Source organism: uncultured Xanthomarina sp. (assembly GCF_963971605.1).
Lineage (GTDB): Bacteria > Bacteroidota > Bacteroidia > Flavobacteriales > Flavobacteriaceae > Xanthomarina > Xanthomarina gelatinilytica.
Window position 1 is genome coordinate 15,343 of the sequence record NZ_CAXATZ010000020.1, and the last position, 16,167, is coordinate 31,509.

Below are 16,167 nucleotides of genomic sequence, written 5' to 3' on the forward strand. Positions count from 1 at the left end.
GTTCGGGCTTTTGAATATTAGGAAGTTACAATCAAAAGCAGCTTACAGATTAAGCAACCGGATTTTAAAGCTCACTTCCATGTTAACCATATATGCCAGTCAGCATCAATATGGCTTTGTTCCAACAACACAAAGTCAAATTCAAATTTGATTTGTACTCATTATTGTTTACTTTTAAACATTTCGTTTTAAAAAATTAAATTATTTACATTTTAAAAACACATAATGAATACAAAATACATTGATTTAATCAATCAAACTTTTTATTTTCCACAAGAAGAATTTAAGCTGGAAGACAAACACCTTCAATTTCACGATATAGATTTAATGGGCTTGGTAGAAGAATATGGAACCCCTTTAAAATTCACTTATCTGCCTCAAATTTCCAATAATATTGGTCGTGCCAAGGAATGGTTTGCAAAAGCCATTAAAAAACATAAATACAAGGGCAAATACCATTATTGTTATTGCACAAAAAGCTCTCATTTTAAACATGTTTTAAACGAAGCTTTAAAAAACGATATTCATATTGAAACCTCTTCGGCTTTCGATATCGATATTGTGGAAAGCTTAAAGGCCGAAGGGAAAATTACAGATAAAACCTATGTTATAAGCAATGGGTTCAAGCGTTCTCAATATGTTACAAATATTGCCAGGCTAATCAATAATGGTCATAAAAACTGTATTCCCATTATTGATAATTACGAAGAAATAGATTTGCTGTCTCAAGAAATAAAAGGCAAATACAATATAGGGATCCGAATAGCTTCTGAAGAAGAACCTAAATTTGAATTTTATACCTCACGCTTGGGTATTGGTTACAAAAACATAGTACCTTTTTACAACAGACAGATAAAAGACAATAAAAAAGTGAAACTTAAAATGCTTCACTTCTTTATCAATACGGGAATTAGGGACAATGCCTATTATTGGAACGAACTTTCTAAATGTTTGAAGGTTTACACCAGCTTAAAACAAATTTGCCCTTCTTTGGACAGTTTGAACATTGGAGGGGGTTTTCCTATAAAAAATTCGTTGGCTTTTGATTTTGATTACGAATACATGGTGGATGAAATCATAAATCAAATCAAACTGTTTTGCGAACAAGAAGAAGTGCCTGTACCTAATATCTTTACAGAATTTGGTAGCTTTACGGTAGGTGAGAGTGGAGGAGCCATTTACGAAGTGCTTTACCAAAAACAACAAAACGACCGTGAGAAATGGAACATGATCAATTCGTCGTTTATAACAACCTTGCCAGACACTTGGGCCATAAACAAACGCTTTATCATGTTGCCAATTAACAGGTGGAACGATAGTTACGAGCGTGTGCTTCTAGGAGGTTTAACCTGCGATAGTGACGATTATTACAACAGCGAACAGCATATGAACGCCATTTATTTGCCAAAATACAATAAAGAAAAACCTTTATACCTAGGCTTTTTTAATACAGGAGCTTACCAAGAGACCATAGGTGGATTTGGAGGCTTGCAACACTGTTTGATACCGTCGCCAAAGCACATATTAATAGACAAAGACGAAGATGGAAACATCACCACAAAATTATTTAGTGAACAACAAAAAAGTGAAGACTTACTTAAAATTTTAGGTTACCATGAACAATAAAACGTATGCTGGGATTCCAGAAGAATATTCAAAATTAGATAGTTCAAAAATTGTTTTGATTCCTGTGCCTTATGATGGTACAAGTACTTGGCAAAAAGGAGCGGATAAAGGGCCAGAAGCCTTTTTGAACGCTTCTGAGAATATGGAGCTTTACGATATTGAAACCGGAACGGAAGTGTACCAGCAAGGTGTGTTTTTGGCTGATGCGGTTACAGAAAGCTCGTCGCCGGAAGCTATGGTGGATGCCGTACACCAAGTCACCAAGAAATATATTAAGCGCAATAAATTTGTGACAGCCTTTGGTGGAGAACATTCCATTTCCATAGGAACCATTAGGGCTTTTAATGAATGTTTTGACAACTTAACCGTTGTGCAATTGGACGCACATGCAGATTTACGTAAAGAATACCATGGTTCTAAGTGCAATCATGCTTGTGCTTTGTACGAAGCAAGCCAGAATACCAATTTAATACAAATAGGGATTCGTTCCATGGACGTGATGGAAACGACCGTTATGGACTCAGATAAAACTTATTTTGCCCATGAAATGGCTATAGACGATACTTGGATGGATTCTGCCATAGATCAGATGACAGACAATGTGTTTATTACCATAGACCTGGATGCTTTTGACCCTTCCATCATGCCAAGTACAGGAACCCCAGAACCTGGAGGCTTGTTATGGTACGAAACCTTGGAGTTTTTAAAACAAGTATTTGCCGAAAAAAACGTAGTTGGGTTCGATATAGTGGAGCTTTGCCCTAATGAAACTGAAAGATCTTCAGATTTCTTGGCCGCAAAATTGTATTATAAAATGTTAAGCTATAAATTTCAAAACGAAAGTGTGGATGATGAGTACGACAACTCTTTTGACAATTCATACGTAAATAAAAACAACAATTCAAAATTTAACGAAGACGATGAGTACTAAAGGAGCCATTTCAAATTTTATAGAAAAATATTATTTACACTTTAATGCGGCTGCCTTGGTAGATGCAGCAAAAGGGTATGAAGACCAGTTAAATTCTGGAGCAAAAATGCTGGTGTCTCTTGCAGGAGCCATGAGTACTGCCGAATTAGGTAAAATATTTGCAGAAATGATCCGTAAGGATAAGGTACAAATAATCTCTTGTACTGGAGCAAATTTAGAGGAGGATATTATGAATTTGGTCGCTCACTCCCATTACGAAAGAGTTCCAAATTACAGAGATTTAACCCCTCAGGAGGAATGGGATTTGTTGGAAAAAGGCCTTAACAGGGTAACCGATACCTGTATTCCGGAAGAAGAAGCTTTTAGACGTTTACAAAAACATATTGTTAAAATATGGAAAGATGCCGAAGCAAAAGGAGAGCGTTATTTTCCACATGAATTCATGTATAAATTATTGCTTTCAGGCGTTTTGGAAGAATATTATGAAATAGATATCAAAGATTCTTGGATGTATGCAGCTGCCGAAAAGAATTTGCCAATTATTGTTCCTGGCTGGGAAGACAGTACCATGGGAAATATCTTTGCAAGTTATGTGCTTAAAGGCGAGTTAAAAGCAAGCACCATGAAATCTGGTATAGAATACATGACGTTTTTGGCAGATTGGTACACAAACAATTCTAAAAACGGAATTGGGTTCTTCCAAATAGGAGGAGGTATTGCTGGCGATTTCCCAATTTGTGTGGTACCAATGCTGTATCAAGATATGGAACGTACAGATACGCCTTTCTGGAGTTATTTCTGCCAAATAAGTGACTCCACAACCAGTTATGGATCCTATTCAGGCGCTGTTCCTAACGAAAAAATTACTTGGGGGAAACTAGATATCAACACCCCAAAATTTATAATTGAAAGCGACGCAACCATCGTTGCTCCATTAATATTTGCTTATTTATTAGACATGTAACCTATTTAAAATGAAACGAGTAATAGTAGACTATCAAAAATTAAACGAAGATATATTGGATCTTCTTGTTGAAAAATTCCCTGACGGTTATGATGATGAGGATATCATTTCCTTCAGGAACATTAAAAATGAAATTGTTGAAGCTGTAGAAGTTAGGACAGAAGACACCATTTACTTGGTAAAAGTGGGCGTGAGATTGGTTCAAGCTATGGAAGATTATTCAGACGATGATAACGACGCAGATGATGACGTGGTTGTTGGGGAAGACGATGCTGTTAAAGACCTGGAATTTGATGATGCAGACGATGTGGATGATGAGGATGATGTGGAGGACGAAGCAGACGACGTAGATGTTGATGATGAAGATTAATGTGTTGTAGTGATGAGAGAAGCTGAATTTTTATCATATAAAGACGGGTATTTTACCTTCTTGTTTGAAAATGGAGAAGAACTGGTTTTCGACGAAGTTCATCCTAGAGTTTTAAAACAATTCGATTTGAAAAACGATAAAAGTTTGATTAACAAATCTTTTAAAATAACTTTTATTGAAGTTTATGAAGATAATGACGAAGATTTCGTAATTTACAGAGTAGAAAGCTTAAAACCACTTTAATCTGTAACTTTATGAATACGTCATTTCACATGTCTTTACCATGTTTAAGCGTAAAAGAAACCAAAAACTTTTACTTAAACAGGATTGGCGCAACCTCTGGCAGATTTACCCAAACTTGGGTGGATATAAATTTATTTGGTCATCAATTAACGTTTATAAAAGCCGAGAAATTTAATTTCAACAGTCCTAATTATGTGTTTGAAGGCAACATTTTACCTGCTTTCCATTTTGGGGTTATAGTAGATGAAAATACGTGGAACAACATCTATTCCAAGCTTAAGGAACTGGACATGGAATTAGTAGAAAAATCCACGTTTTTAAGTAATAAAGCAGGAGAGCACACCTCCTTCTTTATTAAAGATCCAAACGATTATATGTTGGAGTTTAAATGCTTTAAGGATTCCAATAACATCTTTAAATCATAATGTACTCCGTTGTTGCTTATCAAGTAGCAAACACTATCCAAATTAAAACCTGCAAACAACAACTGCCATGGCAGTTGTTGTTTCAAGATAGTGATGAACTTTTTTATAAAAGTTCCAAAGACAGCTTTATTTACATTTTTCATTATGGACTGGTTTGTTTTTTCAATATGGTTCCAGCCGAAATTGAAAAAGCCTTTATGGACATAAAACCTTTTTGTGATCCTTTTTTCACCCAAAAAAACTCCGAAGAGATTCCTATTTACATCCAGCCCAATACCTTAAAGGTTCAGTTTGACCATGTGGTTTTGCCAGAACTCAATCAAGAAATGATAAGGTTGGTGATGCTAAACACTTCGCAATCTGTTGCCTTAAACGGTTATTCCGAAATTACGGAAGAACTTTTAATGGAAACCAATAAACATACTAAATACCTGGAAAACAAAGGTAAGCTGGATATTTCCGGGAACAAGTTGAAACGGTTTATAGGTAAGGTTTTAAACATAAAGAACCGTATTTTAGAAAACTTGTACATTTTTGATTCTCCTGTAATTACTTGGGAAAATGAACAGCTTAACAAGCTTAATACGGATTTAAAACAAACCTTTGATTTAAAAGACAGATATAGGTTAATTCACGATAGAATTGAAATTATTAAAGAAAACCTGGAGCTTTTTAAGGACATCATGGACCACAAAGAGAGTAGCAGATTGGAATGGGTTATTATCATTCTTATTGTTATAGAAGTGGTAGATATGTTTATAGCCAAATTCCTTTTGTAAGTGCATTATGCCGACACTTTCCAAAAGTAAATGGTATTTTTGGATACGGGATTTTTTATGTTCTTCAAAAGATACAACAATAAAAAGACTGGAAGTTTAGAGTACCTGTTTTAAATCTTCGTAGTACTGTTTGGTAATATGCAAACCATTGTGTCCAGCATCTGTAATAGGATACAGTGTTATGTTGTTTGGCTGCAATGCCTGAAGTTTTTTGGCATTTGTATCCGGATGGATTAAAAAATCCCTAGTACCATAAAAAATCTTGATGGGACAAGTTACCTGCTTGACAAATTGATAGGAAGGAATGTCGTATTTTATGATAAACCCTGGAATGAGAGGAGCAATTTCTTCTGTAATCAAGGTTTTCCATGAATAATAAGGAGCGTTTAAAATAAGCATCCTCGGATTGTTTTTAGAAGCTAAATAACTGGCCAACCCAGAACCTAAAGAGAAGCCAAGGACTACAATGTCTTCTTCATGGTAACGTGTTTTTGTGTAATCGTAAACCTTTTGCATGTCGTTAAACAACTCTTCGGAATTAGAATAAGACCCATCGCTTTTTCCATAACCTCTGTAGTCCACAAATAAAATATCGTATTGATTGTTTAAATACAACGAAGCGCGTTTTCCCCATTCGTGAATGGCTCCAGCATTTCCGTGTAGATATAGGATAACGCCTTTGGGATTTTCGGTTTTAAATAGCACTGCATTTAAATTGATGTTCTCTGCAACTGGAATATTGAGTTCCTCAAAAGGTTCTTCAAACTCAAATTGGTAATCTTTTGCCAGTGTTTTTGGGTTGAAAAAGAAACGTTCTTGTTTAAAATAAACAAAAACCAACGAAAGGACATATAAAATTAAAAGCGTTGCTATAATTCTGGCAATACGCCTAAAGAGTTTTGGGAAATTTAGTTTCAACAGATTCTTTTCTTAAAATTTCGTACAAAAATACACTATAAACCACGACATATTCCAAACTCACTACCCATAAATTTTCGGTATTGTTGAAATTTGCATACGCCAAATAACTTAAAATAATTACCAAACTCCAAACCAATGGAAATTTGTATTTAGTAAAAATGGATAATATTAAAAGCGTTGCAATGTACCAAGGATGAACGGTTGTGGCTGTAAAGTAATAAAAAGTTAAAGCAAAAAGCATGGCAGAAAAAAGTTGAACCATAGTGGCATTTTTTCTAAAAAAAGCCAAGGCAATCACCATAATAAACACCAATAGCGCCATAAATTTTCCTATTATGGCAATTTCATTATAGCCTGTTATTTGGTATCCTATTTCCCTGGCAATATAATAGAGGCTTGCATTAAACTCAAAGTTTTGAAACCATAAACCAACGGTTTCAGCATAATTTAGTATGAATTGTTGTGAGTAAAATGGCGTAAATAGTAAAGCAACAAATAAACCAACAACAGCATAAAACCCTATTAATTTTATAATATAAAGCCAGACAGAAGCATCTTTTTTATTGGGTACAAACCACTGCCAAAGCAAAGGTAAAAATAGCAATGGAATAAGCTTTATGGAAACAGAACAGGCAAAGACAACAGCTGCCAAAAACCACTTATTGCATGACAATAAATACAAACTCCATAAGAAAAAGAAAATCATGACACCTTCAAAATGCAGATTGCCAGTAAGCTCAATAATTATAAACGGATTTAATACATACCAAAAAATATGATGAACAGGCAATTTTAATTGTTGCAGTAGTTTTTTCCCAAAATAAAGCGTTCCAAAATCGGCTGCTATAATTATAAGTCGAAGGCCAATAACAGAGCTTAAGATGCTTTTTCCTGGAAACAATTCGGCTAAAGCAAAACACAATTGGTTCAATGGTGGATAATTGGTATAATGATTGGCGCTTAGGCTTCCCATCCCCAAATACAGTTCTTGGGCTTGAGGAATTGGAAAATCGTTTATGGAAATAAAAAAATATGGCGTGTAAAGATAGGGGTTAAAACCCTGTAAAACCATACGTCCATCCCAGATAAACCTATAAAAATCTTGTGACAGATTTGGGATGGCCAAAATAAAAACAGCCCTAAATGCCAAAGCCAATACAGTTAAAAACAAGAGATTGCTTTTAGTAAGTTTAACCAGTTTGTAAAACACAAAAAACAAAGCAACATATAAGGTTACAAGCTTAATGGAATCGGTTCTTTGTAGGTTGTAAGCAAAGTCAAAATAGAACAGCAAGCTTGAAATAGCCAGTAATATTGGGAATTTATACAGCTTTAAAAATGTAGGGTTTAATAACATGAATCAAAGATAGCCATAATTTGTTTTTTAAAACCCAATCCATTTCCATGACAAATAAAACAGGCTTTTTTTTAATAAAGTACAAATTAGATGTTATCTTACATGCTGTTTTTTAAACATAGGACGCTTATGAAAACATGGAAAAAAATTGGATTGGGTTTGTTGGCCATACTTATTGTATTTGGTATTTGGTTTTATCCAAAATACAAAATGCTAAACTTAACCATGCATCTTTTTGATGAAGACCAGATTGTAAGTAATTTTAGGTCATTTGATTCCGTTTGGCCAGTGGCCGTTTTGGAAGCTCCAGAGAATAAATTGGCATATCCAAAAGCTACTAGCATCAAGCTACCGGAAAGCTTTCAATTCAATGGCAAAAAGTACCAGACAGAGTCTTTTTTAGAAGATTCCTGGACCACTGGATTTTTAGTGATTCAGCAGGACAGTTTGGTGTTTGAAAATTATTATTTGGGAAATACCCAATCCACAAGAAACATTTCGTGGTCCATGGCAAAATCGGTTATATCAGCTTTAATGGGAATTGCAGTCCATGAAGGTTATATTAAGAGCATTGACGAAACTGTTGAAGTTTATGTTCCAGAACTGAAAGGATCTGCTTATGAAGGTGTAAAGATTAAAGACGTCCTTCAAATGTCCACAGGAGTGAAATTTAATGAAGATTATGCCGATTTTTTTAGCGATATCAATCGTTGGGGCAGAGGTTTTGCCATGGGGAATTCCCAAGACGCCTTTGCTGCCAGTTTAGATCGCGAATTGGAACCTGGAACCGTATGCCATTATGTAAGTATAAACACGCATGTACTGGGTATGATTTTAAAAAGGGCCACAGGAAAAACCATTACAGCATACATGCAAGAAAAATTATACAATCCTTTGGGCATGGAATATGATGGTTATTGGTTGTTGGATGGAGAACAGATGGAAATGGTATTAGGAGGTTTAAATTTAACACTTAGGGATTTTGCCAAAATGGGCACCTTGTTTTTAAACAAAGGAGTGGTTCAAGGCAAGCAAGTAGTGCCAAAACAGTGGGTTGAAGCCTCCACACATCCAGATGCACCACATGTTCAACCTAGCGAAACCCATTTTGGATATGGCTATCAATGGTGGATTCCAGAAAGTAAGCAAGGGGAATTTATGGCTATGGGTGTTTACGGACAATATATTTATGTAAACCCAACAACAAAAACCGTAGTTGTTAAACTTTCAGCAAATCCAAAATATAACGATAAGGACTATGTTCCTAGTAACGACTTTGCCCATTTGGAACTGTTTCGAGCCATAGCTCTTTCATCTAAAAGTTTATTAGAGGAAAATGCAGCTTATGCAGCTGTTCTTGAAGAAATAAAATAAGTAACAACCTTAAGCAAGATATATGATTATAGATGTACATACCCATATCAACAATTATCACGAAGATAGAGTGGTGTCGCTAAACGAATGTTTAAACCGGTTAACAGAAACCATGTTGGAAAATAAGGTAGCATATTCATTGGTATTATCATCTTATAAGGTTAATGAGCATAGACCAAGCACCAAACAGGTAGTTGAAGCCATTAAAGACAGGAATAACTTGGGAGCTGTGTCTGGAATCAGTTACCTGAATTACAATCATAGGGATATTAGGGAAATAGGGGAGTATCTTGAAAACGGGTTGATTAAAGGTTTGAAATTTTATCCTGGTTACGAACCCTTTTATCCTAATGACACCAGATTGAAAGTATGGTACGAAATGGCTATAGAGTACAATGTACCTGTGATGTTTCATTCTGGAGACACCTATGCACCAACTGGAAAAGTAAAGTATTCACATCCTTTACATATAGACGATTTAGCAGTGGATTACCCAGACCTAAAAATTGTTATTTGCCATGTAGGAAACCCTTGGATTAAGGATTGTATGGAGGTGGTCTATAAAAACAAAAACGTTTATGCCGATATTTCTGGATTGGTGCTTGGAGATTTTTCCGAAAAGTTTGAGCGTTATATGAAAAAGGAAATCGAAGAAATGATTACCTATGCTGGCGATCCAAACTATTTGCTTTATGGAACAGATTGGCCTATTTCCAATATGAAATCCTATTTGAAATTTATGGACCAACTGGAACTGGCAGATGAAAAAAAAGAACTGATTCTATGGAAAAATGCTGCTGAACTGTTTCGAATAGATGTTTCAAAACTTTAAGCACTTGATGTTACGGATTTAAAAAAAACATAGCCAAACCCTAGAAATAGCATGAGGTGAAACGGGAAAAGACCAAAATCGCCACCTTGATTTCCCACTACAAAAGCCGAATACATACCGAACCCAAAATAGAGCGTCAATAGCCCTTCAAAAAGCACATAAATTGGAATTTTCTTAGAAAGGTATTTGTTGTTTTTCCAGCTTTCTGATAATGAATTTATGTTGAATTTAGGGGTTCTTACAAAATCACTGCGTTTTCCAAAATGTCCTTCCAGGACAGCTACGGAATTATGCAGCGAAAAACCCATAGCTATTGAGAAAAAGGTAAAAAACATACCTAGGTACTCTATAAAGTCTTTTAAGCTGTTGCCGTATATTTTTTTGTACATAAACCAATAACAAACAAAGAAAATTATCGAGCTCACCACAAAAAAGCTCATGACATAAAAGTAAGGTTTTAAAGATTCATATTCGTTTTTAATATAAAGCATGGGAATGCTTAAAACGGCCACAATAAAGATGTTTAAAAACATGGTGGAATTTAATAAGTGCAGTAATCCATGAGTTTTTGTTTTTGCTGATATATGTTTGTTCTTAATGAGTTTCCAAGCCATTTTCCTAAAGTTTTCTGCGCCACCTTTGTTCCATCTAAACTGTTGTGAACGTGCAGCACTTATTGCCATAGGAAGTTCGGCTGGGGTTTCAACGTCTTCCAGGTACTTAAATTTCCAGTTTTTCAATTGGGCTCTGTAGCTTAAATCCAAGTCCTCCGTTAGGGTGTCTCCTTCCCAATTTCCAGCTTCCAGAATACAGGTTTTTCGCCATACACCAGCTGTTCCATTAAAATTTATAAAATGGGATTTACTGTTTCTGCCTACTTGTTCCAGGGTAAAATGGGCATCCAGCGCAAACGCTTGGATTTTTGTTAAAACGGAATGGTTCCTGTTTAGATGGCTCCAACGGGTTTGTACAACACCAATATTTTCATCTTTAAAGTAAGGGATGGTTTCCTTTAACCAGTTTGGCCTTGGAAGGAAATCGGCATCAAAAATGGCTATAAATTCCCCTTTAGCAACTTTCAGTCCTTCTTTTAATGCACCTGCCTTAAACCCAGTCCTTTTTGTTCTGTGAATATGCACTATGTTAACGCCTGAAAGTTTCAATTGTTTTACCAATTTTTGGGTAAGTTCCAAGCTTTCGTCTGTGGAATCGTCCAGAACCTGAATCTCCAATTTGTCTTTTGGATAATCCATTTTGGAAATATTTTCAAGCAAACGTTCCATCACATACATTTCGTTATACACAGGAAGTTGAATGCTGACAAAAGGAATGTTATTTGGATTTGAAAAGTCAAATTTAACAGCTTGAGATTGTTTTTTTTGAGCCTTTAAATAATTTGAAAGCAAGTTGAGCTGCGCCAACGCATAGATAAATATCAGCGTAAGGGCAATGGTGTATACAACTATGATGATACTAAGCAAATACATCATTTGAAACTGTATTTAAAAATCCAACCTAAAATTTTAATACCAGCCATAATGGCTCCGTTTAAGGTGCCAGAGACTTTTGAAACTCCAATTCGGTTTCTATAGCTCACAGGAATTTCAATGTAAGATAGTTTTTGTTTCAAGGCTTTTAATTGCATTTCCACAGTCCATCCATAGGTTTTGTCTTCCATCTTCAAAGCCAGTAGTTTTTGGTACTTAATGGCTCTAAAAGGCCCTAGGTCTGTAAAATTTGAACCAAACATGGTACGCATTAAAAAGGTGGCTAGCCAATTCCCAAAAATTTGAGGTTGGGTCATGGAGCCAGGTTCTCTAAGTCGTTTTACACGGGCTCCAATTACAAAATCGATGTTATCTTCAATAATTGGCTGAACTATTTTAGTTAATTCTTCTGGAAAATCGCTATAATCGCCATCAAGAAAGACCACAATATCCGGTTTTATTTTTTGTTTGGACACATAAGCCATACCTTTTAGGCAGGCATAGCCATATCCTTTTCTGGACTCCGTTAAAACGGTTGCTCCTGCTTGTTTGGCATTGACTTCAGTAGCATCGGTGGAATTGTTGTTCACTACAATAATTTCGTTTACCGTTTTAGGGATATCATGAATGACCTTCGCAATAGAATCAGCTTCGTTATATGCAGGAATAATAACTTTTAGTATTGGCATGAATGATTTGGCTAAATTCTATTTTTTTAAGTTATTAAGTTATAAGGCATCTTTTTCCATGAATTTCTGGATATAATTTTTCAAATAGAAAAAACACTTACTCCTGAAGTTCCATTTGCTTGTATTCTTCTTGTTGGGCAGGAACAATATGTTCATCAAAATACCAAGAAGACCATTTTTCTAATGACAAAAAGATGCCAAGCCCCAAAATAACGGTAATAAGGATCATTAAAATAAGGTTTTTCTTTTTTCTTTTAGGATCCATGGAACATTGATTTTGCTTTTTTCGGTAAAGATAAATTCCATACACACCAATTATTACTGCGAGACCTCTAAGAATCCACGAGCCTGTTCCAATGGAACCGTCTTCGGCATAAAAGAAATCGGCAAAGGAAATGGCATAAATGCCTCCCATGAGTCCAAACATGAATAAGACGGCTGGAGCCACGCAGCATATAATACCTGCTATTCCGGCTGTGGCAGCATATTTAAATGCCCATTTAAAGAAATTAGGTTCTTCTTGTGTTTCAAGGTTGTCAGGTTTCATACAGTTTGTTTTGCTGTTTTGTCCATAAAAATAAGAAGACCTTTCAGTTTTTGATGTTAATTTTATTCTAAACGAATTACCAAATCTTCTGAATTTACCATGACTCCAGGATTTAAAACCAATTGTTTTACTGTGGCAGCTTCGTTGGCAGTGATGGTAGTTTCCATTTTCATGGCTTCAATTATAAACAAAGGTTGGTTTTTGGTCACTTTGTCTCCTTTCTTGACCAAAATGGTAGATAACAAACCTTGTAAAGGAGCGCCAATCTCTTTGGTATTGGCTTTGTCTGCCTTTAGGTGTTCCACTTTATCAATTTTAATCGATTCGTCTTTTATTTGAACCGATCGGCCTTGTCCGTTTACTTTAAAATAAACGGTTACCATACCATCTTCATTAGGTTTTCCTACCGAATCCAAAGTAATAAGAAGTGTTTTGCCTTTGTCCAATTCCACAATGATTTCCTCACCTATTTCCATACCATAAAAGAAATTTTTGGTCGGTAGATTCATCAGGTTGTCATACTTCAAATGTTTGTTGTAAGAATCCGTAAAAACTTTTGGATAGAGTTTGTAGGATAGGAAATCGGTTATTTTTAAAGGTCTGCTTAGATCTTTTTCGAAAATCTTTCTAAAAGCCTCGTATTCCTTTTCAAAATCTATGGGTTCCAAATGGGCATTTGGTCTATCTGTATAAGGTTTTTCGTCTTTTAAAATTAATTTCTGAAGGTCTTTAGGAAAGCCACCAACAGGTTGGCCTAGGTCGCCTTTAAAGAAGCTCACTACAGATTGTGGAAACGAAATGGTGTCTCCTCGTTCCAATACATCTTGAACGGTAAGATTGTTGCTTACCAAATATTGAGCCATATCTCCAACAACTTTGGAACTTGGAGTCACTTTTACAATGTCTCCAAAAAGCTGATTGACATCTGCATACATGGCTGTAATTTCGTGGAAACGGTCTTCCAGACCCAATGCTTGAGCTTGTGGTTTTAAATTGGAATATTGACCTCCAGGAATTTCATGTTTGAATACTTCCCCAGAACCAGCTTTTAAACCAGATTCAAAAGGGTAATAATACTCCCTTACCGTTTCCCAATAGTTGGAATACTCGTTTAGGGAGTCGATGTTTAGTGAATTTTCTCGTGGGTTGAATTTCATCATTTCCACAACCGAATTAAAATTTGGTTGCGAGGTTAAACCCGATAAGCCTCCTAGTGCCACATCTACCACGTCCACACCAGCTTCAATGGCTTTTAAGTAAGTAGCCGATTGGATGGAAGAGGTATCATGCGTGTGCAGGTGAACAGGAATGTTCAATTCTTGTTTTAAGGCAGAAACCAATTCGAAGGCAGCATAAGGTTTCAACAGTCCAGCCATGTCTTTAATGGCCAAAATATGGGCTCCAGCATTTTCAATGTCTTTTGCTAAAGTTGTGTAATATTTAAGGTTGTATTTGGTGTTTTTAGGATTTAAAATATCACCTGTATAGCAGATGGAACCTTCAGCCAAACCTTGGGTTCTGTTTCTTACATGTTCGATACAAGGCGCAATGGATTTCATCCAGTTAAGCGAATCGAAAATCCTAAAAAGATCCACGCCATTTTCCCAGGATTGCTCCACAAATTTTTCAATTAGGTTGTCTGGATAAGCTGTATAGCCAACCCCATTCGATCCCCTAATCAACATTTGAAGTAGGATGTTTGGCATGGCTTTACGCAAAAGTTGCAAGCGTTCCCATGGATTTTCCTGCAAAAAACGGAAACAAACGTCAAAGGTAGCTCCTCCCCAAACTTCCATGCTAAAAATGTCAGGATTGTTTTTAGCATAGCCTTCAGCTACTTTCAGCATGTCGTAGGTTCGCATTCTGGTAGCCAATAAACTTTGATGCGCATCGCGCATGGTGGTGTCTGTAAAGTGAATTTTCTTTTCGGCTTTTAGCCATTGGGCAAATTTATCTGGCCCTAAGGTTGTGAGTAAGTCCTTGGTCCCTTGAGGATAGCTGCCATTTGGATTGAATTTAGGAACAACAGGCTTTACAAAGGTTTTGGTTGGATCTGTTTTTTTAACATCAGGATTTCCATTGACTATCACATCCCCTAAATATGTTACTAATTTGGTGGCTCTGTTTCTTGGGGCTTTAAAGACAAATAAATCGGGGTTTTGCTTGATGAAATTTACGGTTACATCACCTCTTCTAAAGGTTTCGTGTTTTAAAATATTATCCAGGAACGGCATGTTTGTTTTTACGCCTCGAATTCTAAATTCGGCCAGAGCACGACGTACTTTTCTACAGGCACCATCTAACGTTCTACTGTTGGCAGTCACTTTTACCAACATGGAATCGAAAAAAGGTGACACAATGGCTCCTTGATACACAGAACCAGCATCTAAACGTATCCCGAAACCGGAAGCACTTCTATACGTGGTTATTTCTCCATAATCTGGTTTGAAATCGTTTTGGGGATCTTCGGTGGTAATCCTGCATTGTAAGGCATACCCTGTTACTTTTATGGCTTCCTGGTTTGGTATTTTTATTTGTTGGTCTGATAATTTATAGCCACCAGCAATAAAAAGTTGTGTTTTAACCAAATCGATGTTTGTTACCACTTCGGTTACTGTGTGTTCTACCTGGATTCTAGGGTTGACTTCAATAAAGTAGATGGAGCCGTCATCATCCACTAAAAACTCCACGGTTCCTATGTTGTTATAATCAACAGCCTTACAAATATTAATGGCATACTTATAAAGGGCATCCTTGGTTTCTTGATTCAAATCGTATGAAGGAGCAAATTCAATGACTTTCTGGTAACGACGTTGCACCGAACAATCGCGTTCAAATAAATGAACCGTATTTCCATAGTTATCTGCTACAATTTGAATTTCTATGTGTTTTGGGTTTTCAACAAACTTTTCCAAAAACACGGTATCGTCTCCAAAAGCATTCAAGGCTTCACGCTTGCTTTCGTTAAAAGCCCCTTTTAGTTCTTCGGGTTGTCGTATGACGCGCATGCCACGACCACCACCACCAGAAGCAGCCTTTAACATAATGGGATAGCCAATGTTTTTAGCTTCAGACAGTGCTGTGTCAATGTCTTTAAGAGGTTTTTGGTTACTTTGGATGATAGGGATGTTATTGGCCACAGCCACTTCTTTAGCCGTAATTTTATCACCTAAAGATTTTAAAACGGATACTTTAGGGCCAATAAATATGATGTTATTTTCTTCGCATTTTTGCGCAAATTGTGCATTTTCAGACAAAAAACCATAACCAGGATGAATGGCATTGGCACCACATTCCAAAGCTACTTTTATAATTTCATCAATATCCAGATAGGGTTTTAATGGATCGTTGTCCTCCCCAATTTGATACGATTCATCAGCTTTATATCTGTGTAGGGAATATCTGTCTTCAAAGGTGTAAATACCAACGGTTCTTACATTGATTTCTGTACAAGCCCTAAAAATTCTAATGGCAATTTCCCCTCTGTTGGCAACAAGTACTTTCGTGATTTTCATGGTTGGTTGTGTGTTTTAATTGATTTTAGCGAATGTTCGCTACAAATGTAGCAAACGGAAATTAAATGGACAACGATTTTTCAATCAGAAAGTTAGGGGTTATCAAC

General features: G+C 36.1%; 15 protein-coding genes. 9 read left to right on the top strand and 6 right to left on the bottom strand.

Going from position 1 to position 16,167, the window contains the following annotated elements; genetic code table 11:
- Nucleotides 1–225 precede the first annotated feature (225 nt).
- Genes AACY93_RS08815 through AACY93_RS08845 form a run of 7 tightly spaced genes read left to right on the top strand, consistent with a single transcriptional unit; the run spans nucleotide 226 to nucleotide 5,338 of the window.
- Nucleotides 226–1,626: an arginine decarboxylase gene (locus tag AACY93_RS08815; RefSeq protein ID WP_286853790.1), complete on the top strand. Its 1,401-nt coding sequence runs from the start codon at nucleotides 226–228 to the stop codon at nucleotides 1,624–1,626.
- A complete protein-coding gene (gene speB, locus AACY93_RS08820; RefSeq protein WP_286853787.1) occupies nucleotides 1,616–2,557 on the top strand; it encodes an agmatinase in 942 nt (313 codons plus the stop codon). Before AACY93_RS08815 ends, speB begins: the two co-directional genes overlap by 11 nt.
- The gene (locus tag AACY93_RS08825; protein WP_286853785.1) at nucleotides 2,547–3,521 is read left to right on the top strand and encodes a deoxyhypusine synthase family protein; all 975 of its coding nucleotides are present in this window, start codon (nucleotides 2,547–2,549) and stop codon (nucleotides 3,519–3,521) included. The genes speB and AACY93_RS08825 overlap by 11 nt, the downstream gene beginning before the upstream one ends.
- A gap of 10 nt (nucleotides 3,522–3,531) precedes the next feature.
- A complete protein-coding gene (locus AACY93_RS08830; RefSeq protein WP_286853783.1) occupies nucleotides 3,532–3,891 on the top strand; it encodes a hypothetical protein in 360 nt (119 codons plus the stop codon).
- Nucleotides 3,892–3,903: 12 nt separating this feature from the next.
- On the top strand, nucleotides 3,904–4,134 hold the full coding sequence (locus AACY93_RS08835) for a hypothetical protein (protein ID WP_007648922.1): 231 nt from the start codon (nucleotides 3,904–3,906) through the stop codon (nucleotides 4,132–4,134).
- 11 nt (nucleotides 4,135–4,145) lie between these two features.
- On the top strand, nucleotides 4,146–4,559 hold the full coding sequence (locus AACY93_RS08840) for a bleomycin resistance protein (RefSeq protein WP_286853782.1): 414 nt from the start codon (nucleotides 4,146–4,148) through the stop codon (nucleotides 4,557–4,559).
- Nucleotides 4,559–5,338 carry an RMD1 family protein gene (locus tag AACY93_RS08845; protein WP_286853779.1) on the top strand — a complete coding sequence of 260 codons (780 nt, stop codon included), beginning with the start codon at nucleotides 4,559–4,561 and terminating at the stop codon, nucleotides 5,336–5,338. The genes AACY93_RS08840 and AACY93_RS08845 overlap by 1 nt, the downstream gene beginning before the upstream one ends.
- Nucleotides 5,339–5,434: 96 nt before the next feature.
- Here AACY93_RS08845 and AACY93_RS08850 read toward each other — a convergent pair whose 3' ends face one another.
- Both AACY93_RS08850 and AACY93_RS08855 read right to left on the bottom strand, forming a co-directional pair.
- Nucleotides 5,435–6,256, bottom strand: coding sequence for an alpha/beta fold hydrolase (locus tag AACY93_RS08850; protein ID WP_286853777.1), 822 nt, complete (start codon nucleotides 6,254–6,256; stop codon nucleotides 5,435–5,437).
- On the bottom strand, nucleotides 6,228–7,616 hold the full coding sequence (locus AACY93_RS08855) for a mannosyltransferase (protein ID WP_286853776.1): 1,389 nt from the start codon (nucleotides 7,614–7,616) through the stop codon (nucleotides 6,228–6,230). Before AACY93_RS08855 ends, AACY93_RS08850 begins: the two co-directional genes overlap by 29 nt.
- Before the next feature lie 129 nt (nucleotides 7,617–7,745).
- Here AACY93_RS08855 and AACY93_RS08860 point away from each other — a divergent pair, with 129 nt between their 5' ends.
- The gene (locus tag AACY93_RS08860) at nucleotides 7,746–8,990 is read left to right on the top strand and encodes a serine hydrolase (RefSeq protein ID WP_286853774.1); all 1,245 of its coding nucleotides are present in this window, start codon (nucleotides 7,746–7,748) and stop codon (nucleotides 8,988–8,990) included.
- 22 nt (nucleotides 8,991–9,012) lie between these two features.
- Nucleotides 9,013–9,822: an amidohydrolase family protein gene (locus AACY93_RS08865; RefSeq protein WP_286853772.1), complete on the top strand. Its 810-nt coding sequence runs from the start codon at nucleotides 9,013–9,015 to the stop codon at nucleotides 9,820–9,822.
- On the opposite strand, the gene AACY93_RS08870 is transcribed toward AACY93_RS08865, so the two are convergent.
- The 4 genes from AACY93_RS08870 to AACY93_RS08885 all read right to left on the bottom strand — a co-directional run bounded on the left by AACY93_RS08870 (nucleotide 9,819) and on the right by AACY93_RS08885 (nucleotide 16,060).
- Entirely contained in the window at nucleotides 9,819–11,309 is a 1,491-nt protein-coding gene (locus AACY93_RS08870; RefSeq protein WP_286853888.1) for a cellulose synthase family protein, read from the bottom strand. The genes AACY93_RS08865 and AACY93_RS08870 overlap by 4 nt on opposite strands.
- Nucleotides 11,309–11,998: a glycosyltransferase family 2 protein gene (locus AACY93_RS08875; protein ID WP_286853770.1), complete on the bottom strand. Its 690-nt coding sequence runs from the start codon at nucleotides 11,996–11,998 to the stop codon at nucleotides 11,309–11,311. The genes AACY93_RS08870 and AACY93_RS08875 overlap by 1 nt, the downstream gene beginning before the upstream one ends.
- 97 nt (nucleotides 11,999–12,095) lie before the next feature.
- On the bottom strand, nucleotides 12,096–12,545 hold the full coding sequence (locus tag AACY93_RS08880; RefSeq protein WP_286853768.1) for a hypothetical protein: 450 nt from the start codon (nucleotides 12,543–12,545) through the stop codon (nucleotides 12,096–12,098).
- 62 nt (nucleotides 12,546–12,607) lie between these two features.
- Nucleotides 12,608–16,060 (bottom strand): pyruvate carboxylase, encoded by a 3,453-nt coding sequence (locus AACY93_RS08885; RefSeq protein WP_286853766.1) that lies wholly within the window; start codon nucleotides 16,058–16,060, stop codon nucleotides 12,608–12,610.
- Nucleotides 16,061–16,167 lie beyond the last annotated feature (107 nt).